Here is a 19311-nt window from a genome sequence, read left to right as displayed (position 1 = left end):
TTCAGCCAGTAGTTTGTTCATGTTTTACTACTTATACATGCTTAAAACGGTTCGACGCTATATACACGACCATTTCTTTTGACTATACGGATTCTTTCGCCCTTGTAAAAATCCTTACCTTTGGCAATGACCACAACTCTTCGTCCGTCATCCAGAAGAACACTGAGTTCAAGGGCATTGGCTTTACCCAGTTGGCTTCCCGCATATGCACCGCCTAAACCGCCTGCAAGTGTTGCCAGAGCACTTCCTCTGCCTTTACCGATTAGTGAGCCCAAGACTATACCCGATACCGCTCCAATAAATGTACCTGTGCCATTATCTCTTATAACAACAGGTTTCACAGATTCAATTGTGCCAACCTGATAACTCAATTCATAATTCACAGCACTCGGATCTATTTCATTAACACCGCGTGTTGCACATCCGCTAAAAAATAAACTCCCTGCCAAAACAGTCGCTACAATTCTTTTCATACTTTTACCCTCTCTTTTTATAATTTTGAAGCCATATAATCAGTTACTTCAAGCAGTCTTTGTGAATACCCGTATTCATTATCATACCACGCCATTACTTTAACCATTCTTCCACCTATAACAGATGTCGAAAGTCCGTCTATTATAGAGGAGTGACGATTTCCCAATATATCACTTGAGACTATTTCATCTTTTGTAAACTCCAATATACCCTGTAATTCACCCTCTGAAGCTTCTAAAAAAGCTTCATTGACACTTTCTATGCTCACATCTCTGTGCAACAATGCCACAACTTCGGTTATAGCACCGTCGGGAACAGGCACCCGCAGTGCCATCGCTTCCATTTTTCCTGCCAATGCCGGAATAACTTCAACCGTGGCGACTGCCGCACCCGTTGTCGTCGGTATAATGTTTATAGCCGCTGCACGACCGCGTCTGCGTTTTTTTGCACGTTTGTCAACTGTTACCTGTGAAGATGTATAGGCATGGGTTGTCGTAATCATGGCATTTTGCACACCGAAACTCTCTTCAAGCACTTTCATCACAGGTGCAAGTGAATTTGTCGTGCACGAAGCATTGGAGACAATATGGTGCTTTGCAGTGTCATACTCCTGATGGTTCACACCTTTTACAATTGTTAAATCGACATTTTTACCCGGTGCAGAGATAAGCACTTTTTTTGCCCCTGCTTCTATATGCTGCACAGCCAAAGTTCCATCCGTAAAACGTCCTGTACAGTCTATAACAATATCTATACCCAACTCTTTCCACGGCAGTTCTAGAGGATTGTGATTACTGACGATTGTAATTTCATGCCCGTCAATGATAAGTTTGTTTTCTTTTGTTTCAATAGAAAAATCTGCCCGCCCATGCACAGAATCATATTTCAGAAGGTACGCAGCATCTTCTACACTTGAAGTGTTTGCCGCAACTATTTCGCAGTTTTTTGGAAGATTGTTAATATAATGCCGAAGTACCTGATTGCCTATTCTTCCGAGTCCGTTAATTGCTATACGTTTTTTCATAATCATTCTCTTTTATTTTCATTTATTGCCTGTTGCCTTTGTCTTAGCTTTTGCTTTTTTGCATCATAGATTTAAAAAATATCTGCTGTGCCAATTTACCAAAAGCTTCACCCAGTGTCGGATGCGGATGAATTGTCCCTAATACGTCCATAGCAGTCATTTTATTTGCTACTATCAAAGAAGCCTCTCCCGCAAGAGATGAAGCATCTGCACTTACAATCTCTACACCTATGATAATTTTTGTTTTCTTGTCAATAATAAACTTCACAAAGCCGTCTGTTCTTTTGTCTATTTGTGCTCTGGCATCTATCTCATAGTTATAGACTTCTGTGCTTATCTCTATATCTCTTTTTTTTGCAACATTTTCATCTATTCCGACTACAGCGATTTGAGGATCACTAAAAAGTACCCAGCTGTTTTTGTCATAATCGACGACATGCGGGCTTGGCGCATACATGTTGTGTACAACTACACCAGCTTCATAACTTGCAGTATGTGCGAATTTTGGGCTATTGATACAATCGCCGCAGGCATAAATATGTTCCTGCGATGATTGCAGTTTTTCATTAACCAGTATCCCTTTTTCATCATATGCCACTTTAGCTTTTTCAAGGGCCAGATTATCAAGATTTGCCACACGACCTGTTGCCATGACAACATTGTCATATTCAAGAATCTGTTTTTTACCTTCTTGCTTAAAATGTATGATAAATTTATCATTTTCATAATCAATCTTCTCCAACACTATTCAAGTCTACTTTGATACCAAGTGTAAGCATATTGTTATAAACAATGTCTGTTGCATCTTTGCTGATGTGCTTTAAGATTTTTTCACCACGCTCCAGCACATGACATTTTGTGCCAAGTTTTGCAAACATTTGCACCAATTCACAACTAATAGCACCAGCACCTATAAAAAGTAACTCTTTTGGTATCTCTTCTTCAAAAAACAAATCTCTGTTTGTCCAAACTTTGTCAACCCCATTCCCTTTTATATCAGGAATTGAACTTTTTGCACCTGTCGCAATCAGTGCCTTTTTAAAACCAAAAAGCTCTCCACCTACTTCTACGGTATGCCCGTCAACAAAGGCTGCTTTGCCTTGTTTAAAATCGAGTGAAGGTAATCTGGCTATCTGCTTTAATGCAGCCATAGAGCGTTTTTTCAAAATCATATCTTTATCTTCTAAAACAGCTTCCCAATGTATCTGTTCGCTTCCTTTAAGCTCTACATTAAAAGTACTGCAGGTGAGCACATCCCAATATTTGTTTGCAGCATTTTCAAGCACTTTTGAGGGAATACATCCTTCAAACAAACATTCCCCGCCCGGTGCTTCTCTTTTATCTATCAACAAAACTTTTATACCAAACTGTGCTGCTGCCATAGCCGTTGGAGTTCCTGCAGGACCTGCACCAATAATAATTAAGTCATATTCTGTTTTCATTTCTCGCTCCTATCGGAGTAGTTGTAATGCTTCTTTTACAGTAGCATTTTGCGAAGTTATTGCATAAATGGCATTTGCCATTTTTACAGCCTCCTGTAACGGCCTTTGATGAATGTTACGCCCAGTACCATTTCCTCGAGAACCGCCTTTGTGAATTTGTTCGTACAGTTGTGTCAAAAACTCTTTTTCATCTATTTTGGCGCCGCCCTCACACAGAACACCTGTTCTGCCAGCTGCCATTGTAGCCTCTCGCAACAGTTTCGGATCAAATTTTCCTTTTTTATCATATGGCACTTTGAGTTTTACAAAGTCAGCACCCAAGGCTGCTCCGACACCTGCGGCACCGGCTATTAAATGCCCGTCATGTTCATCTTTCACAAATTTGCCTTTTGGATAAATCCACAGCACCGCCAAAAGTCCGTTTTTATGTGCTTCATGGACAATACTCGCCGCCTGGGTCAGCATCTCATGCTCATACGCACCGCCGAGATAAAGCGTGTACCCGACACCTTTTATATCAAGTTTACTCTCTTTGGCAAAGGAAACAACCTCACCGACACTCAGCCATGCTTTTGAATACGGGTCTTGTTTCTCATAAGGGACAAGATTTGTTTTAGCGTTGAGCTTTACAAGATAAGGAACATTTTTATAATCACGCCCATATCTGCTGATAAGCCCAAACTGTGTTGCAAATACACCTATTTTTGCACGTGAAGCAATTTTGAACAGATGCTCCGGAGAGTTGTCTTCAAGCGGAATATCTTTGCCGTAAAAATCATTGTTCAAATGCTCGACTTTCTGGTCTCCTGCAAAAAGCATCAAATGGTTTGTAGCGTTTGTCGCACTTTTGAGATTTTTTTTGTATGTTTCTTCTTTGTTCTTTGGTACATCTGCCGGAATATTATATTTCATCATGTTCTCCCAAGTTTTTGTTCAAGTTTGCCTACATTTTCTATGGTTTTTAAGACACTGTCAGGATTCAGACTCATAGAATCAATACCCAGACGCACAAGATACTCCGCCATTTCAGGGTAATCTGACGGTGCCTGGCCACAGATGCCGCTGTGACGGTCATTTCGTTTACAACCTTCCACTGCCAGCCGTATCATCTCTTTGACCCCTTCGTCTCTCTCATCATAATCAAAGGCAACGATTTCGCTGTCACGGTCAACTCCAAGTGTAAGCTGTGTCAGATCATTGCTTCCGATACTGAAACCGTCAAATATTTTGCTAAAAGCATCTATTTGAATAACATTGTTGGGAATTTCGCACATGACATAAATTTCAAGTCCGTTTTCACCCTGTTTGAGTCCATATTTTGCCATAGTGTCTATAACACGCTCTCCTTCATCCACTCTGCGGCAAAAAGGAATCATTAAAATAACATTTGCAAATCCCATCTCATCACGTACACGCTTCATAGCCGCACACTCCAGAGCAAACCCTTCCTCATAGTTTGGATGGGCATATCGTGAAGCGCCTCGAAAACCTATCATCGGATTATCTTCTTTAAGCTCAAAAACCTCACCGCCGAGCAGTGTTGCGTATTCGTTTGATTTAAAATCACTCATACGAACCACACAGGGTTTCGGGTATACAGAAGAAGCGATGGTTGCCACACCCTCTGAGAGTGTTTTGACAAAGAAATCTTCCATCGAATCATAAGCACGTGTCAGTTCTTCCAATTTGTTTCGTGTTGCCTCATCCACTTTTTGGGGATGTTTCAAAGCCATCGGATGCGCTTTTATGTACTCGTTAATGATAAACTCCATTCTTGCAAGACCTATCCCGTCAACAGGCAAAGAGGCGAGGGAAAAAGCAATATCAGGATTTCCAAGGTTCATCATAATCTTTGTTTTTGTTTTTGGCAGATTTGAAAGGTCTGTTCTTATGATTTCATAATCCAAAAGACCTTCATACACATGGCCCTCTTCTCCCTCGGCACAACTTACAGTCACTTCATCAGCATCTTTGAGCACCTCTGTGGCATTATCGCATCCTACAACCGCAGGTATGCCAAGTTCCCGTGAAAGAATTGCCGCATGACAGGTTCTTCCGCCTTTGTTTGTAATGATGGCAGAGGCTATTTTCATGATAGGTTCCCAGTCAGGGTTTGTGGTATCTGCGACCAGTACCTCACCGGCTTTAAAGGTATTGAGATCTTTGACGCCTGCTATGTATCGGGCTTTTCCCTGTCCTATTTTTGTACCGATAGCCTGACCGGTGACAAGAACCCTGCCCTTTTCTTTTAAATGATAGGTTTCAAGAATATTGCCTTTTTTCTGAGATTCAACCGTTTCAGGGCGTGCCTGCACCATATACAGATGCCCGTCGAGTCCGTCTTTTGCCCACTCCATATCCATTGGTTTCGTAAAACCGGCTTTTTTTGAGTAGTGGTTTTCCACCTTGATGGCATAATCTGCAAGGACCATTACCTCTTCATCTGTTATACAGAAACGGCTCTGCTCTTGTGCTGTCGTCGGTATGTTTTTTGTGTATTCCACTGCTATATTGTCCAGATTTATCGTATCTGTAAAAATCATCTTTTTTTCTTTGGAACCCAAAGAGCGTTTGAGAACAGTACGAAACCCTTTGTTGAATGTCGGTTTATGCACATAAAAAGCATCAGGGTTGATGCTTCCCTGCACAACATTCTCGCCAAGTCCGAGTGCTGCATTTATGAAAACAACATCTTTAAAACCTGTCTCGGTATCAAGTGAAAACATGACGCCGCTCGCCCCGATATCACTGCGCACCATTTTCATAACAACTACAGAGAGGTAGACTTTGAGATAGTCAAAACCGTTATCATATTTATAATGTATAGAGCGATCTGTGAAATTTGATGCCAGACATCGTTTGTAAGCATCCAGCAGTTCTTCTGCACTTGAAATATTCAGATACGTGTCATTTTGTCCTGCAAATGAGGCTTCCGGAGAATCTTCAGCCGTAGCAGAGGAGCGAACAGCCAGAGAGAGACTCTCCCCGTACTCTTCTTTGAGTTTTTCATACGCCTTTACAATATCCTCACGCAGATCATCCGGCAGTTTTGCATTATAAACTATCTCACGGCATTTTTTTCCTGCACTTTGCAGGGCATCAACATTGTCGACATCAAGATTATCAAGGAGTGCATGCAGTTTTTCCCAGGCATTGTTTGCATCCAGTACATGTATGTAAGCACTCGATGTAACGGCAAAACCATTGGGCACACGGACACCTTCCGCTGTCAGGTTCTGATACATCTCTCCAAGGGAAGCATTTTTCCCGCCAACCTCGGCAACATCCTCTATCCCGATTTCCTGAAACCATTTAATATTTTTTGACATCCTTGCACTCCTTGAAATACTTTTTGCTTTTTGCTCTTATAAAGTATTGTACTCCTTTTTCAGTAAACAAATATCCAATAATATACAACTATTTTCAATACAGTGTTTACTGTCTGTTATCAATTATATTTCATAATTAGACTAAATAAACTTGATATTAAAAGGATAAAGTTATGAAAAAAAGAGTTATATTATCAACAGTATTGGCAGCCCTACTGCTTTCAAGCTCAGCACTCTATGCAAGCTACAATGACAGTGTTTCAAAAAAAGAAGAGAGAGCCATTAATAATCCGACTTCGGTAAAAGGTCACGCTGCTGCCCAGGCAAAGGTGGAAGAATCCCAATCCAAAGAAGAATTTATGCGTAAAATGGATGCTAAATATTTCCAATCAGATGCAAAAAAAGAGGATATGCGAAGGCTGAAAGATGTTGTCAATCAAGAAGCAGACCAACACAGACAGACCCTGCAAAAAGCACCAAAAGAGATTGCACAGGCACTCAGACAGACAGTTGAAGCCCTTAAAGCTTTGCAAAAAAGAGACACAAAAACAGCAAAAGATGCCCTCAACAAAGCCACTAAACTTTTTGACACGGCACTCAAAAACAATCCGAAGCTCACACTCGTACCGGTTGCAGATGCCATAGAGGTCATGATTTTACAGGAGATGCCAAACTGGTCAAACACATCATAAAATCTGCGCAGGATCTTGGATGATTATGATACACAGGCGGCCAGAGCCATTCTCATGCCTTTAGAAGATGAAATGGTAATGACAACACAGTATCTGCCGATGGGTATGTATCCGCTTGCGACAAAAGAAGCACTCAAAGAGTTAAACAAAGGCAAAGCCAAAGAGGCTTTTTCAATGCTTGTCACTGCCTTAAACGGTATAGTCATTAAAACAACCATTGTTCCTTTGCCGCTTATTACGGCACAAAGCCTGGTAGTCGAAGCATCCAAACTCAATAAAAAAGAGAAAGACAAAGCACTCAAGCTGCTTGATTTGGCACAGGATGAACTTGAAAAAGCAGTCTATCTGGGTTATACAAAGAAACATGCGCCTGAGTATAAGATGCTGCAAAAAGAGATTAAAAATATTGAAAAAGAGATTAAAGGGAAAAATATTGTTGCAAAACTCTATGAAAAAATCAAAAAAGATTTTGCATCACTGCTTACAAAACATGAAGCGGACACAAGTACAAAAAAACACTAACTGTACTCACGATTACATGCCAGTTTCAGACAGTTTGGCAACTGTCTGTCTGCAAGAAACGCCTTCATGTTTTCTAAAGAGATCTGCATAATTCTTTGCAGAGCCTCTTTTGTATAGTATGCCATATGCGGCGTGTAGAGAATGTTATTTCGATGAATGTACTTTATGTCGCTATAACATCGAGACAGAGAATATTTTTCATTCTTCCGTACAGCACATCTTCAATCAGCTCTCCGCGTGCCGTATTGACAATAATGGCATCTTTTTTTAGTCCTGCTGCATTTTTTTCATTCAAAATATTTTTTGTAGCCGGTGTCAAAGGAAGTGCCAGCATCAAAATATCACTTTGTGCTATCACAGAGTCCAAATCACAAAAATCAATCCCTAACGTATCGACAATCGGTTTTTTTGTCCTTGAACAGGCGACTACTTTCATTCCAAAGCCTTTGCCAATTTGTGCCATTTGCGAGCCTATGGTTCCAAGACCGAGTATTCCCAGTGTTTTTCCCGAGATTTCCATACCCTGAAGATCACTGTAGTCAAAATTGTTTTGTTTTGTGCGCTGCAGAGCCATATGTGTATGTCTTGTGGCATTTAAAAGCAGTGAAAATGCAAACTCTGCAACAGCAGGACCGCCATAGCCTGCAACATTCGAGACAAGCAGTCCGCGCCGGTAGAGTGTATCGCATTTTATATGATCATAGCCTGTTGATCTTGTCTGCAGGTACTTCAGTGCCGGAAGTTTTTCTAAAATTTCATCTGTAATGCGAGAGTGTACAAAAACAGAAACAGCATCATACGCCTGCGTCTTTTTGAGTGCCTCTTTGACAGTCTCTTCAAAAAAGAAGAGTTCCTGCTCTTTGAGATGTTCTTGAAAAAAAGCTTTTTCTTCCGGTTTTGTCTCAAAAAATGCAATTTTCATCTACAGTTCCTTTTGAATTTCTTTCAAATAATAAAACATTGCAGTTTCTCCAAAAAACGGTCCAAAAATATTAAAAATCGGCAAAAAGTTAAAAAGTGCTGTGACGGCGCTGATAACAAAAAAGCCCGATTTGTATCCGGAAAGCTTTGCTCTTTTTTCCTTTGGTATCACCAAGAGAGCACTGTCGTTGACAAAAGTATCTTTAATAAGCCAAATCCATAAGCCGAGTTGCAAAACAAAATTAAGCACCGGATAAACAGCAAAGGAAAAGCGACAATCGAAACCACCGTATATATCGCTATATCCAGCAGTCTGTTTTCGCTTGCTTTGACCTCATCTTCTTGCAAAAGCGGTTCATAAGGAAAATGCTCTTCATTGATATCTTCCAGCAATGCCTCACTGAAAAAGCTTGTTATCAGCAACATACTGACAATGATACCGCTGTAGATAAAATATATCCCCAGCAAATATGCCAGACTTTCCTGTACTGTCTCAAACGGCAACCAGTTAAAAAGTCTTAAAAACTGCTCATGCAAATATGCACCTTTAAAAAACCATATTACAGCCCAAAACACAGCACTTAAAAATACAACAAGCAGTGAAAAGGAGCTGTACTTTTCTTTAGAAACCCTCTCTAAAATCATATTGCCAAAAAATGCCAAAATCAGAGCAAATGTTACCAATACCAGGGAAAACCATAAAAAGGAAGAGAAGATCCAGGCTCCGTTTGAACGAAGCATAGAAAACGGTACCAAATCAATAAAACCTGCGGCGACAGAGATAAGTCCGCCCCACATAAAATAGCCGATGATCGACCAGACAATGGTAACAGCCGCCCCTATTGCCAAGGCACGTTTCATTATTTTGTAATTGAGTATTTCACTAAAACCAAAAAGTATTGCTTCTATAATGTTTTGCATCTTACTTTTTTTCGCACTTCATTGCATTTGCTTTGATGAATGAGAGTTTACTGAGTATATGCCCGAATTCGGCATCTTCTTCTTCAAATTTCTTACGAAGTTCGGCTCTTTTTTCCTCTAAAATCTCTATCTGTTTTTCAACATCTTTAGGATTTACATAGCATTTTTTTGCCGCTTCCTGCTCTTTTTCAAGTACCCAATCCATTGCTTTTTTTAAAAAATCTACCATTTTTGATACTCCGTTTATTATTTACATGTAACAATTATAACCCTTATTTTATTAATTTTTCATACTTTTTGAGAAATTTTATAAAGATAATCATGCATGTCAAAATAGCCGATCATTCCTTCGAACAGTATTCGCAGGCACAACTCCATACACAAAAAAATCACACCAAAAAAAAGATAAGCACAAGTTTGTTTTGTTTGCCTAAAGCCCTCTCTTTCAAAAAAGAAAATCTTTTTATAAGAAAAAAACGCATCTTCCATACCAACACCGGCACAAACAAAGCAAAGATATAATAAAAGAAAATAAATATATCCTGTGCAATGAATGTATTAAAACTTAAGATATTCCACATGTACAATTATACCCCTTATAAAAATTTCACAAGTCTGTCTGTTGCATCAAGAACAAAATCCGGCGGCATATGCCCTTTGTTATAGTAGAGATAGTTGTCAAATCCCCATTTCATCATTTTTGCAAGCGGTGAATGAAAAGCAATATCTCTGTTGCCGCCGTAAAGTACATTTGAAGCAATGAGTGTGGCATCATGTCCGCCCATGTTCATAATACAAAAAATTTCCAAATCATAAGAAGGTATTTCTATATCTTCTCCCAATTCCTTCATCACAGCAGCCGCAGCAATAGCCCCCTGAATAATAGCAACATGCCCAAGTTTTGGCTGTGCAAGCGCCGTAGCGTCACCTGCTGCAAAAATGTTCGCATAATCTAAATGGCGCATCTGTTTATCTGTAGGAATAAAACCTTTTTCATCACCCAGACCTGATTCAATCAATACTTTTGGAGCACTGTAGGGAGGAATGACAATCGCTAAATCACATGCCATTCTTGAGCCATCTTCAAATGCTACATAATCTTTCGCTATTTCTGTTAAGACTTTTTTATTGGAAAGCTTTATGCCTCTTTCTTGCATAATTTTTCCAACAGCATTTCTTGGCGTATCGCCGACATCTTCAAAAAATATCTCGCCAGGAGTAAAAACCTCAATCGTATAATCTTTGGTACGTTGCAAACCTTTGTCATGTGTGAGGTAAAGTCAAGCATAAACATTATTTCGCCTATTGGTCCTTCACACGGTGCCAAAAGTTTCGGTGCATCAACGCGTGTTCCCCAACTGCTTTTTGCAGCACCCGTTATTATTTTTCCGCCTTCAAAACTTTGTACTTTTTTCCAAAGTTTTTGCGCCTGCAGCTCGTCACACACCGAATAGCCAAACTCTTTGAAACCCTTAATCGCATCATAATCTTTTATAGCACCCGGTGCTAAAAATATGTAATCATAACCAAGCATTTCACCATTTTTCAGTGTAAGCTCATTTTTTGGGGCATCAATATTTATAACTTCATTTTGTACAAACTTTGCTCCGCGGTTCTCTAAGGTGTGTTTCAGTTCTATCAAAGAGTGTGAAACAGGAGCGCCTTCAAAAGAGACCTCGGGCAAAGAGGGCTTCAAAAGAGAGTGGCTTCTTGAGTCAACAACGGTAACTTCTATTTTTTTACCGATAAGATGGCGAATTTTGTAAAATATATGCAAGCCTGCAAAACCTGCGCCTAAAATAACGACTTTTTTCATGTTTGATCCTTATAAGTGCCTGATTTTGACTGTAACATTTTACTTTTCCTCTTTATTTTGCAAAAAGATAATCAAAACAAAAAACAGTACCAGAAACAGTACAGACAAATGTTTTTGCAAAACAATCATTATGCCGATGATGCTTTCGCCAAACAGATAGCCCAGCGATGTAAATACAACCGACCATAAGAAAACACCGATAATATCCGCAATAAAAAACTTCCAAAACGAAAATCCTGACATACCGACAAAAAGCAGTGAAGGAATGTGTGTTCCGTATATAAATCGCTCAAATATTATAACTAAAATGCCATGCTTGTGAAACCAGTGTTCAATGTTTTCTATCTGCTTCTTATAATGAACAGGTAGAAAATCTTTTTTTTTGATAAGAAAACGACCGCTTGTATAAAGAAGTATATCGCCGATCAAAGCGCCGGCAGTAGCAATCAGAATAATTTTCTCAATAGAAAATACTCCTTTTTTGGCTAAAAATCCGGCAAGTGTCAGCCCTATTTCTCCTTCGAGGATACTCCAAAAGAACAATATCCAATAAGAAAAATGATGTAATAAAAATTCCGTTATCATCTTGTTTTCTGTCCTTTAAACGTTCACAAATAATAGCGCATTTTTGATAACACTGTTCAAAAACGCTAAAACAGAGGGTTCATTAAAGAAAAGTTAATGTAAATAACAGTTATAATAAACAAACTGATCTCAGGAAAAAGATGCAATGCAGCAAAAAAGAATTATTATAAAAATTTTATTACTTTTATCTCTTTTTTCAATCTCTCTTTATGCAGATATTCAGCTAACAGGAAACTTGCATCCTGGTGATAATGTTGAGAGCAGCTTTATTCCTTCTGAACCTCTCACAAATGACACCGAAGACACATATGACTACTACCTTAACAATCCTACAAAATTTTATTTGAGTGAAAACAGTGATATTACCGCAGTAGAACTTGTAAATGCGGTAGGAATTGACAGTGCTATTCGTGTTTATATTGATGGAAATCTTGTGGGGACAGGGGCAAGCGGAAGTGCTGCCATATCACTCGATACGACACTCAGTCTGGTTAGCGGCTATCATGATATTGCTGTACGAGGGAGTTGTTATGATAGACGGGGGAATGAACTAGCCTGTAGTTCAGGGCAGGTAAGAGATATTGATGATTTTAATTTTTCAGCGCTAAAACTTATTTCTCAGCAAACAACAATCGCTTATAATTTTCTCACAAAACAGCATCTTGGCGACAATAATGACGATGATGATAACTATGATATTGACAATACCTCATACGCTTACTATCCAGATGCACCATCAGGTACATCTATTGACTACCCAATAAATGAAACAAACTCGTTTATAGGTTTTCGAATTTTTATTGCCAGAATGCGAGATATTCATGAAAACGGTATCAATAAAGTTGAAGTATTCGATTTGAACAATAATTTGATTGTATCGTGGGATATCAACAGCACCTCAACAGATAAATTTGATTTTGATCAGGCACTCATACAGAATATCAACGGGATCAGCAAAGTACGCATACAGAGCGGTAACTTTACAACACAAAGTGGAGTTGATGACATCTCTTTTGATGAGCTTATACTCATCCCTTATACATCTGTAGCAGATGCTTATCCAAAACCAATTATTGATTACCGTATGGATGAGTGTAGCTGGGACAGTGACAGCAATACTTACGAAATAAAAAACGACGGAACTCTTGGAAGTGATTATAATGCAACGGCTCTCAATGATGCCAATGTTACGGATGGGAAAATTTATACCGGTGGTAATTTTATAGCTCCAAAACAAATTGTACCACAAAATGTAATCCCTTTATCCAATAAATACACAGTTGCTACTTGGATTCAATTTCCTTTAGATACAAATAATCATGAGATATATTCTTACCAATCAGGGTTTACATCTTATGAAGAAAAATATTTCAATATTGCTGATAGGGATGGGGCATCTGATAGTTTTATATTTTTTAAATACTATAGAACAAAATTTTGGTTTTTCTCATGGAGTGCTTGGAAGTGGGCTTGGTGTGTTGATGCACAAAACGGAACGCCTACATGTAAAGATCTTAGTTTACCAAATGATTGGACTTTAGTTGATTTTATTAGTGCAAACGGACAAACTACAATCTATTATAACGGTAATGAAGAGGATACTATTAATAATGCCCTAGAAAATATACAGCTGGATCGTATAGGTGCAAGTGATTTTTACGGGGATAATGATGGCAATACCACCATCGGTGCATCTATGGATGAGTTTAAAATATTTGATGGTGTTTTAAGCCAAAATGACATTCAAGCTTTTTATAACAATGAAAACAGCGGCAACAACTATAATGGAACCAGCAGAGCTGTCCCTCAATGTGGTGGCGGCAATCAAAACAACAATAAAACCACGCTTTTTAATGCAGTCAGTTCTATTGGCGGCGTTACATGTAACGCGGTAAATGACTGGGATAACAACCTTACTACACAAATAGTCAACAAGCCTTATGGTCTTTACATCCTCTCAAAAGATGCATTGACGCAGACTGCTCCAAGCGTGGCAGACATTACAAAAGTCACACTCAAATACTATGATGACGGAAACACTACAGACTGTGGCGGCAATCTTCTTGCCAATGTCGTAAAATGTGATGACGCAACCAGCACTACATGTAACGATACCAATGCAAGCGGCTGTGCTTATTATGACAATATGACGATAGACCGCGCTGTAAAATGTGTTCAGGTTTACATAGAGGGAAGAGACCAAACAATACCTCTTTGGACACAAACAGCTCTTATTCAAGTGATAATTATGCCGTACGCCCTGTAAATTTCACATTGAATGTCACAACTTTACCTCTGGTTGCAGGCGCAGATTTCAACACCACTTTTCAAGCTTTGGATGCAAACGGCAATCCTTCCACAGACTATAATGAAACAAGGAACAGTTCTTTTAAAGTGGACGCCAATATTACAAAAAGCACATGCAGTCTTGGAAGCTTTACGATGGAAAATTTTTCCTTTGTCAACGGACAAAAAAATGATGTCAATGCAAGCTACAGTGAAGTCGGCGAACTTAATATCACTATACAAGAGATAAACGGTAATGAATTTGCAAAAATAGATGCAGATGACACAAATGACATTCAAAGACTGATAGAACAAAATTCGACAACAGTCTCCTTTGCACCACATCATTTTTCCATCATAAACTATAGCTTTACACGCAACAATCCGGATCAGGACTGGCGATACATGGCGAATGTCAATGATGCCAACATCAGCATCGCCTTTAATGTCCGGGCACAAAACGAACAGAACCAGACAACACAAAACTTTGATGCTCTATGCGCTGCAACAGATGTCGGTGTAAAAATAGATCTCAACACAACAAATGATGATGCGAATGCAAGTTATTTTGAGCGTATAAACAATACCGTTACAACCGGACATGATAAAAATTTAAGCAATATGAACCTGAATGCTACAGTCAATGACAGCAACTTCAGTTCCGGAGACTCTACACAAATAGAGTATGCCCTCAATGTCTACAGAGTCTTCAACGCTCCAAAAGAACCTCGTACTATCACGGTCACAGAGGTAAACACAACAAGCTCCAGTGTCATAAACAGAGGATTGACTCCGGAAAACAACAGCAGTAAATTTTACTATGCAAGACTCTATACACAGGATTTGGCAACTTCTCAGACAACTGATACCGTGCAGGCAAAAGTACTGGTCTATGACAGCCTTGCAGACAGTTATGTAAGTGATTTGAATTTGACAGAAGAGTTGAGTCACTGGTATCACTATGTCCCTCAAAACGAAAATACAAACGGAGACATCCTTGCTCTGAATGTTTCAAGAACTACAACGAAAAAATCGGCGGATGATGACGGAATGAGCGCAACAGTCAGTTTTGATACAAACGGCACCTTTAGTATAACTGTCAACAATCCAAATCAAAATACACTGACTCACTATATTCATTTGGATGTCAGTCCGTGGATCTGGTATGTCCATGAAAATTTTGGCAGTGACTATAACGAAAGTGTCGGCAGCAGTTGCAGTGAGCACCCCTGTATCAAATACAATTTCAATACACAAAGCAGCGGAACAGGTGTCAGCAGCGGGAATGTCAACGGTGTCTCTTTTGATGTCAATGTCTCCAAAAATTCTCGAGGAATCAGGCTGCTGCGATGAAAAAAGCATTTACGCTGATAGAACTTATCTTTCTATGGTTATCATCGCCATTGCTTTTTCTGTATTGCCTAAAATTCTGCAGCTCTCCATCAAGTCATCCACAACAAGCTTAAAAGAAGAAGCAATGTTTAATGCCGTAGCCTATGTCGGCTTGATTAAATCCACCGCATGGGATGAAGAAAATACAAAAGTTGATGACATTCTTCTTGTGACCAGCGGCAACAGTGTTTATGACTGTAATGAAACATCAGGCTACAGAGCAGGCGGTATGAAAGGCTCTCGGAACTGTTTTCATAAAAAATATGCTTCTGTACTTGGGTCTGACAGCAATGATTTGGATGATATGGATGATTTTATCACGCTCAATGCAAAAAACTCCAGCAGTTCACGTGACTATAACCTCAGTGTAACGGAAAACTATATAGATGACATTACGCTCAATGCAACCCAGTACACAATTGTCTATCCTCCCAATGCCACCGATACTACCAATACAAAGTTCATAACAGTCACGGTTCAGGCAAATAAAAAAGGAAATGTTTTAGGCAACAGTTTTGTAAAAATTCTTTTATTGCCCAAAATATCGGGCAAATCAAAGTAAACAGAAGAGTATGGCAATGAGAAGAGCGGCAACCCTCATAGAAATGATATTTGTCATTGTCATTATTTCTTTTTTGGCTACGGGTTCATTTAAAGCGATGCAGGCAATTTTAGTGCGTGAGTATAAAGCAAAACAGCTTACAAACCTCTCTTTGGAGTCTCAGATTGTTGTCAACCAAATCAGTAATTATTTAACGCAGCGCATCGTCTACAGTACCATTGGATACAACCCCAATGACGGCAGTTTTGAGTATATAGGCGATTTGACAAGCTCCAAACCTGTACTTGAGTGGATAGGCAGAGCCAATGACTTATACCTTGAAAAAAGATACAGTGGCTTTTTTGATATGGCAACAAAAACCGGTACAAAAGTCGCCTCATACGATATAGACGGCACTGCCATAGATACAAGTAAAACAGCTCTTATATTCGCAGGAAGTTTTGACCGTTCACAAAGCGACAGTGCAAATATAGCTTCGAGTTTCGGCTGGCATGAAAGCAACAGAGAGGACACCTATGATATCACAATAAGTGATCAAAATATCTCTCTTGACAACCCTGTCCCGCAATTTCTGTATGAAAAATATTTTTTGGTTGAGAGCGCTTATGCTATCGCCAGAGGAGAAGATATCGATCAAAATGCCACCTGTATCACAGATCTTGGCTTAAAGAGCAAAGATGTCAACAGTACTCTTTTTCTCTTTTCAAACTACAGACCGTGGAAGCAGGAAACATTTTGTGCAGACAAACAGGGCAACTCCAAAGTGGGAAATGTCTCTGTTTTGATGCAGAATATAGACGGTTTCAACTTCAGTGAAGTTGATTACACGATACGCATTCTTCTGGATGTCAACAAACAGATTCGCGGCGCCCACCCGGTGCATTTTTCCAAAATGAAGGTGGTATTTTAATGCGCAGCGGATTTAACCTTTTAATGGCCATTTTCATCATTCTTCTTTTAGCCGGAGCAAGTGTACTGACACTCAAGTACACTTCAATTTCTGCAAAACATTTTGCCGACAGCTATATAAAAGAGCAGGCAGAAATTTTTTCCCAAAGTGTTTTAGAGACAACAATTTTAAAAATTGAAGGGACAGACAGAAGTACCGAGTGCCTGACACTCTTTAGCCTTGATTCGGCAGACGGCAAATTTACAGCAGATGTAAATATTTCAACATATTATCTTTATGCAGATGACTATGACAATGCAACCGGGACAAACTGCAACAACGTAAAAAAAAGAATTCAGACAGAAGAGTCAAACGGCTATGTTCTTATAAACATCACAATACAGACAAACAGCAGCAATAATAAGATAGGAGACTATATATCTCCCGTCAGAATCGTAACAAGGAGCCTGCAACGACCATGAGAACAAAGGCCTATACATTAATAGAATTGATTTTTGTCATAATCATCATAGGGGTTTTAGCCGGAACAGGATTTTACTATTTTAAACCGCATTACCTTCAAAACGATCGTGATTTTTTAGAACTCCAACTCAATACAACCCGATATGAAGGACTCAATTATGACAAAAGGAATCCGTCCGGAAGTATGAATTATACTATAGGATGTATCGCTCAAGAGAATTTTTTCACCGACAGAACAACAATTGATACACATTATAAAGTACATGCTGTATTTACGGTAACTCCAAATGAGAACATTCTCTGTTTTGATACACTCGGACGCGTACACAACGGAACTGACGGAAACAAAACAACACAAAACTCATTATTGGCCAGTGATATTGTGATAACATTAAGTTACAATAACGAAGAAAAAAACATTACAATTGACCATTTCAGCGGTGACTTAAGGTAACCTAATTCATATTTTGTTATAATAAAAGAAAATAGGATTGGTTTTTGGCTGAAAATGCAATAGTTCTTCTTGATAATGAACATACTGTTATTTATGACGGACAAAAACCTGTTTTTGATACAAAGAACAAGGACCCTGAACTTTTCACTGCAGTTGTTGTTCCCTTAAAATATATTCACTCTTTTTCTTTTAAAATTGCAAATACAATCAGCGATGATGAACTCGCAATGAAAACAGAACTCAAAATGTACAAAGAGGGCGGACTTGATGTACAAAAAGAGTATGCTGTTGATTTTATCAAGTATGAGCTTGACCATGAGTATCTCATCGAAGCCTTTGCCCTTTCTCTTGATGATTTCAATCACTATATTGCGAATTTTTCATATAAAATAGATGTAGTCGACCTTGCCCTGCCCCGTTTTTTGATATATGAAGCACTTTATAAAACAGAAGAAGAGAAAAAATCAAATGATTTGTATATCTACATCAGCGACGACGAAGCTTTCGGAGCGATATACCAAAACGGCAGGTATATCGGTCACAGGGTTATCAATTCACTCAATGCTATCTCAAAACGGACAGGCCTGGAACTTGTAAAACTCAAAGAGTATTTGCAGGAAAAAGGCTTTAACCGTGACAACTACGGGCTTGAAGAGACCTTGATTTTAGATACCGTCATTGAAGTCTTTTCAAAAGATATAGAAAAGATTGTCTACTCTATCAACCATAAACGCGGTCTTTTCGGATTGACCGGCATAGATACAGTTATCATAGATTTTGAAGGACACACCCTCGAAGGCATAGGAGATTTTTTCTCTCAATATGGCTTTGAACCTGTTATAAAACCTTTGACATACCATATACAGCAGGCAACACCTTCTCTTTCGGTCTTGCTTGAGTATCTCTTTGGGCTGCATCAGGGAGCAGATTTTCATCAGGTTAATTTAACACACCTTGAAAGAAAAAAACCGCTATCGCAGTATACGGGCTTTCGCTATCTTATAGAAACACTTATTACAATTGTTGTTCTTTTAGGCATCGGCATCTTTGTCAGCTACTATCTCAACCAACAGCAGGAAAAAATTACCCTCCTTGAAGTCAAAGCAAAAGAGCGAAAAAAGAAGATAGAAGACCTCTCTCTTCGTTTCAAAAAATCAAAAAGAAAAATGATCGGCTGCTCAAAGAAAAAGAAGGGCTTGAAGACAAAATATTTGTATACGAAACGACTTCAGGGTTATTCCTATGATAGGACAAATTGGCATCAAACGGCAAAAAATGATGAATGACATTCTGAAAGTACTGAAGAAGTACCGTTTGAGCGCCTCCTCTATATTTCAAAAAGATGAAAAAAGATTTGAGATTCAACTCATCTCGCAATCCGCTAAAAGAGGTAACATTTCCAAGTTTATGCATGATCTTATAGAACTGGGATATAAAAATGTTATGACGAAAGATATTACTTATGAAGACGGTGTCTATAAAAGTAAAATCTATATCAGTGTAAAAGAAGTTGAGTAGC

General features: G+C 39.0%; 22 protein-coding genes and 1 pseudogene. 9 read left to right on the top strand and 14 right to left on the bottom strand.

All coding sequences use genetic code 11. The features are described 5' to 3' along the window. Nucleotides 1–41: 41 nt before the first annotated feature. The 6 genes from MLC44_RS02800 to ppsA are packed head-to-tail and all read right to left on the bottom strand — an operon-like array spanning nucleotide 42 to nucleotide 6269. Nucleotides 42–473, bottom strand: coding sequence for a glycine zipper 2TM domain-containing protein (locus MLC44_RS02800; RefSeq protein WP_151900990.1), 432 nt, complete (start codon nucleotides 471–473; stop codon nucleotides 42–44). 17 nt (nucleotides 474–490) lie between these two features. Further along, the gene (gene gap / locus MLC44_RS02795) at nucleotides 491–1498 is read right to left on the bottom strand and encodes a type I glyceraldehyde-3-phosphate dehydrogenase (RefSeq protein ID WP_151900991.1); all 1008 of its coding nucleotides are present in this window, start codon (nucleotides 1496–1498) and stop codon (nucleotides 491–493) included. A gap of 43 nt (nucleotides 1499–1541) precedes the next feature. Beyond that, nucleotides 1542–2243, bottom strand: a complete 702-nt coding sequence (locus tag MLC44_RS02790; RefSeq protein WP_434658412.1) for an FAD-dependent oxidoreductase — start codon at nucleotides 2241–2243, stop codon at nucleotides 1542–1544. Further along, nucleotides 2227–2940: an FAD-dependent oxidoreductase gene (locus MLC44_RS02785; RefSeq protein WP_434658410.1), complete on the bottom strand. Its 714-nt coding sequence runs from the start codon at nucleotides 2938–2940 to the stop codon at nucleotides 2227–2229. The genes MLC44_RS02790 and MLC44_RS02785 overlap by 17 nt, the downstream gene beginning before the upstream one ends. A gap of 9 nt (nucleotides 2941–2949) precedes the next feature. Beyond that, on the bottom strand, nucleotides 2950–3852 hold the full coding sequence (locus MLC44_RS02780; protein WP_434658408.1) for an aldolase: 903 nt from the start codon (nucleotides 3850–3852) through the stop codon (nucleotides 2950–2952). Beyond that, nucleotides 3852–6269: a phosphoenolpyruvate synthase gene (gene ppsA / locus MLC44_RS02775; RefSeq protein WP_434637668.1), complete on the bottom strand. Its 2418-nt coding sequence runs from the start codon at nucleotides 6267–6269 to the stop codon at nucleotides 3852–3854. Before ppsA ends, MLC44_RS02780 begins: the two co-directional genes overlap by 1 nt. 173 nt (nucleotides 6270–6442) lie before the next feature. Here ppsA and MLC44_RS02770 point away from each other — a divergent pair. Continuing rightward, nucleotides 6443–7483: pseudogene (locus MLC44_RS02770) on the top strand (YfdX family protein). On the opposite strand, the gene MLC44_RS02765 reads toward MLC44_RS02770, so the two are convergent. The 8 genes from MLC44_RS02765 to MLC44_RS02730 form a co-directional block, all read right to left on the bottom strand. After that, on the bottom strand, nucleotides 7480–7608 hold the full coding sequence (locus MLC44_RS02765; protein WP_434658407.1) for a hypothetical protein: 129 nt from the start codon (nucleotides 7606–7608) through the stop codon (nucleotides 7480–7482). The pseudogene MLC44_RS02770 and the gene MLC44_RS02765 overlap by 4 nt on opposite strands. Before the next feature lie 38 nt (nucleotides 7609–7646). Next, the gene (locus MLC44_RS02760) at nucleotides 7647–8405 is read right to left on the bottom strand and encodes an NAD(P)-dependent oxidoreductase (RefSeq protein WP_434658404.1); all 759 of its coding nucleotides are present in this window, start codon (nucleotides 8403–8405) and stop codon (nucleotides 7647–7649) included. 167 nt (nucleotides 8406–8572) lie between these two features. Further along, entirely contained in the window at nucleotides 8573–9325 is a 753-nt protein-coding gene (locus MLC44_RS02755) for an EI24 domain-containing protein (protein WP_434658402.1), read from the bottom strand. A 1-nt stretch (nucleotide 9326) separates the two neighbouring features. Beyond that, a complete protein-coding gene (locus MLC44_RS02750) occupies nucleotides 9327–9554 on the bottom strand; it encodes a hypothetical protein (RefSeq protein WP_151900998.1) in 228 nt (75 codons plus the stop codon). 59 nt (nucleotides 9555–9613) lie between these two features. Beyond that, nucleotides 9614–9814, bottom strand: a complete 201-nt coding sequence (locus tag MLC44_RS02745; RefSeq protein ID WP_434658401.1) for a DUF4282 domain-containing protein — start codon at nucleotides 9812–9814, stop codon at nucleotides 9614–9616. Between the two features lie 107 nt (nucleotides 9815–9921). Then, nucleotides 9922–10482, bottom strand: coding sequence for an FAD-dependent oxidoreductase (locus tag MLC44_RS02740; RefSeq protein ID WP_434658399.1), 561 nt, complete (start codon nucleotides 10480–10482; stop codon nucleotides 9922–9924). Continuing rightward, nucleotides 10464–11141: an NAD(P)/FAD-dependent oxidoreductase gene (locus MLC44_RS02735; protein ID WP_434658397.1), complete on the bottom strand. Its 678-nt coding sequence runs from the start codon at nucleotides 11139–11141 to the stop codon at nucleotides 10464–10466. The genes MLC44_RS02740 and MLC44_RS02735 overlap by 19 nt, the downstream gene beginning before the upstream one ends. A gap of 39 nt (nucleotides 11142–11180) precedes the next feature. After that, on the bottom strand, nucleotides 11181–11726 hold the full coding sequence (locus tag MLC44_RS02730; RefSeq protein WP_434658395.1) for a DedA family protein: 546 nt from the start codon (nucleotides 11724–11726) through the stop codon (nucleotides 11181–11183). 145 nt (nucleotides 11727–11871) lie between these two features. Here MLC44_RS02730 and MLC44_RS02725 point away from each other — a divergent pair, with 145 nt between their 5' ends. Genes MLC44_RS02725 through MLC44_RS02690 form a run of 8 tightly spaced genes read left to right on the top strand, consistent with a single transcriptional unit; the run spans nucleotide 11872 to nucleotide 19310 of the window. After that, the gene (locus MLC44_RS02725; RefSeq protein ID WP_434658393.1) at nucleotides 11872–13992 is read left to right on the top strand and encodes a LamG-like jellyroll fold domain-containing protein; all 2121 of its coding nucleotides are present in this window, start codon (nucleotides 11872–11874) and stop codon (nucleotides 13990–13992) included. Next, on the top strand, nucleotides 13941–15365 hold the full coding sequence (locus tag MLC44_RS02720; protein ID WP_434658392.1) for a DUF6701 domain-containing protein: 1425 nt from the start codon (nucleotides 13941–13943) through the stop codon (nucleotides 15363–15365). Before MLC44_RS02725 ends, MLC44_RS02720 begins: the two co-directional genes overlap by 52 nt. Next, nucleotides 15316–15966 (top strand): hypothetical protein, encoded by a 651-nt coding sequence (locus tag MLC44_RS02715; RefSeq protein WP_434658391.1) that lies wholly within the window; start codon nucleotides 15316–15318, stop codon nucleotides 15964–15966. Before MLC44_RS02720 ends, MLC44_RS02715 begins: the two co-directional genes overlap by 50 nt. Nucleotides 15967–15976: 10 nt before the next feature. After that, the gene (locus tag MLC44_RS02710) at nucleotides 15977–16876 is read left to right on the top strand and encodes a type II secretion system protein (RefSeq protein ID WP_434658390.1); all 900 of its coding nucleotides are present in this window, start codon (nucleotides 15977–15979) and stop codon (nucleotides 16874–16876) included. Beyond that, nucleotides 16876–17337, top strand: a complete 462-nt coding sequence (locus MLC44_RS02705) for a hypothetical protein (protein WP_434581127.1) — start codon at nucleotides 16876–16878, stop codon at nucleotides 17335–17337. The genes MLC44_RS02710 and MLC44_RS02705 overlap by 1 nt, the downstream gene beginning before the upstream one ends. Then, nucleotides 17334–17792 (top strand): prepilin-type N-terminal cleavage/methylation domain-containing protein, encoded by a 459-nt coding sequence (locus MLC44_RS02700; protein WP_434658388.1) that lies wholly within the window; start codon nucleotides 17334–17336, stop codon nucleotides 17790–17792. Before MLC44_RS02705 ends, MLC44_RS02700 begins: the two co-directional genes overlap by 4 nt. Nucleotides 17793–17836: 44 nt before the next feature. After that, nucleotides 17837–19078: a hypothetical protein gene (locus MLC44_RS02695; RefSeq protein WP_434658387.1), complete on the top strand. Its 1242-nt coding sequence runs from the start codon at nucleotides 17837–17839 to the stop codon at nucleotides 19076–19078. Further along, nucleotides 19068–19310 (top strand): hypothetical protein, encoded by a 243-nt coding sequence (locus tag MLC44_RS02690; protein WP_434658386.1) that lies wholly within the window; start codon nucleotides 19068–19070, stop codon nucleotides 19308–19310. The genes MLC44_RS02695 and MLC44_RS02690 overlap by 11 nt, the downstream gene beginning before the upstream one ends. The last annotated feature ends 1 nt before the right edge of the window (nucleotide 19311 follow it).

This window comes from Sulfurimonas sp. NW9 (genome assembly GCF_051132275.1).
Lineage (GTDB): Bacteria > Campylobacterota > Campylobacteria > Campylobacterales > Sulfurimonadaceae > Sulfurimonas > Sulfurimonas hydrogeniphila.
This window is presented reverse-complemented; position numbering and strand designations above follow the sequence as displayed.

Bases quoted from the DNA above. Each gene is read 5' to 3' on its own strand.
- MLC44_RS02800 (WP_151900990.1), bottom strand. From the start codon at position 473: ATGAAAAGAATTGTAGCGACTGTTTTGGCAGGGAGTTTATTTTTTAGC.
- gap (WP_151900991.1), bottom strand. From the start codon at position 1,498: ATGAAAAAACGTATAGCAATTAACGGACTCGGAAGAATAGGCAATCAG.
- MLC44_RS02785 (WP_434658410.1), bottom strand. From the start codon at position 2,940: ATGAAAACAGAATATGACTTAATTATTATTGGTGCAGGTCCTGCAGGA.
- MLC44_RS02780 (WP_434658408.1), bottom strand. From the start codon at position 3,852: ATGAAATATAATATTCCGGCAGATGTACCAAAGAACAAAGAAGAAACA.
- ppsA (WP_434637668.1), bottom strand. From the start codon at position 6,269: ATGTCAAAAAATATTAAATGGTTTCAGGAAATCGGGATAGAGGATGTT.
- MLC44_RS02765 (WP_434658407.1), bottom strand. From the start codon at position 7,608: ATGGCATACTATACAAAAGAGGCTCTGCAAAGAATTATGCAGATCTCT.
- MLC44_RS02760 (WP_434658404.1), bottom strand. From the start codon at position 8,405: ATGAAAATTGCATTTTTTGAGACAAAACCGGAAGAAAAAGCTTTTTTT.
- MLC44_RS02755 (WP_434658402.1), bottom strand. From the start codon at position 9,325: ATGCAAAACATTATAGAAGCAATACTTTTTGGTTTTAGTGAAATACTC.
- MLC44_RS02750 (WP_151900998.1), bottom strand. From the start codon at position 9,554: ATGGTAGATTTTTTAAAAAAAGCAATGGATTGGGTACTTGAAAAAGAG.
- MLC44_RS02745 (WP_434658401.1), bottom strand. From the start codon at position 9,814: ATGGAAGATGCGTTTTTTTCTTATAAAAAGATTTTCTTTTTTGAAAGA.
- MLC44_RS02740 (WP_434658399.1), bottom strand. From the start codon at position 10,482: ATGCAAGAAAGAGGCATAAAGCTTTCCAATAAAAAAGTCTTAACAGAA.
- MLC44_RS02735 (WP_434658397.1), bottom strand. From the start codon at position 11,141: ATGAAAAAAGTCGTTATTTTAGGCGCAGGTTTTGCAGGCTTGCATATA.
- MLC44_RS02730 (WP_434658395.1), bottom strand. From the start codon at position 11,726: ATGATAACGGAATTTTTATTACATCATTTTTCTTATTGGATATTGTTC.
- MLC44_RS02725 (WP_434658393.1), top strand. From the start codon at position 11,872: ATGCAGCAAAAAAGAATTATTATAAAAATTTTATTACTTTTATCTCTT.
- MLC44_RS02710 (WP_434658390.1), top strand. From the start codon at position 15,977: ATGGCAATGAGAAGAGCGGCAACCCTCATAGAAATGATATTTGTCATT.
- MLC44_RS02705 (WP_434581127.1), top strand. From the start codon at position 16,876: ATGCGCAGCGGATTTAACCTTTTAATGGCCATTTTCATCATTCTTCTT.
- MLC44_RS02700 (WP_434658388.1), top strand. From the start codon at position 17,334: ATGAGAACAAAGGCCTATACATTAATAGAATTGATTTTTGTCATAATC.
- MLC44_RS02690 (WP_434658386.1), top strand. From the start codon at position 19,068: ATGATGAATGACATTCTGAAAGTACTGAAGAAGTACCGTTTGAGCGCC.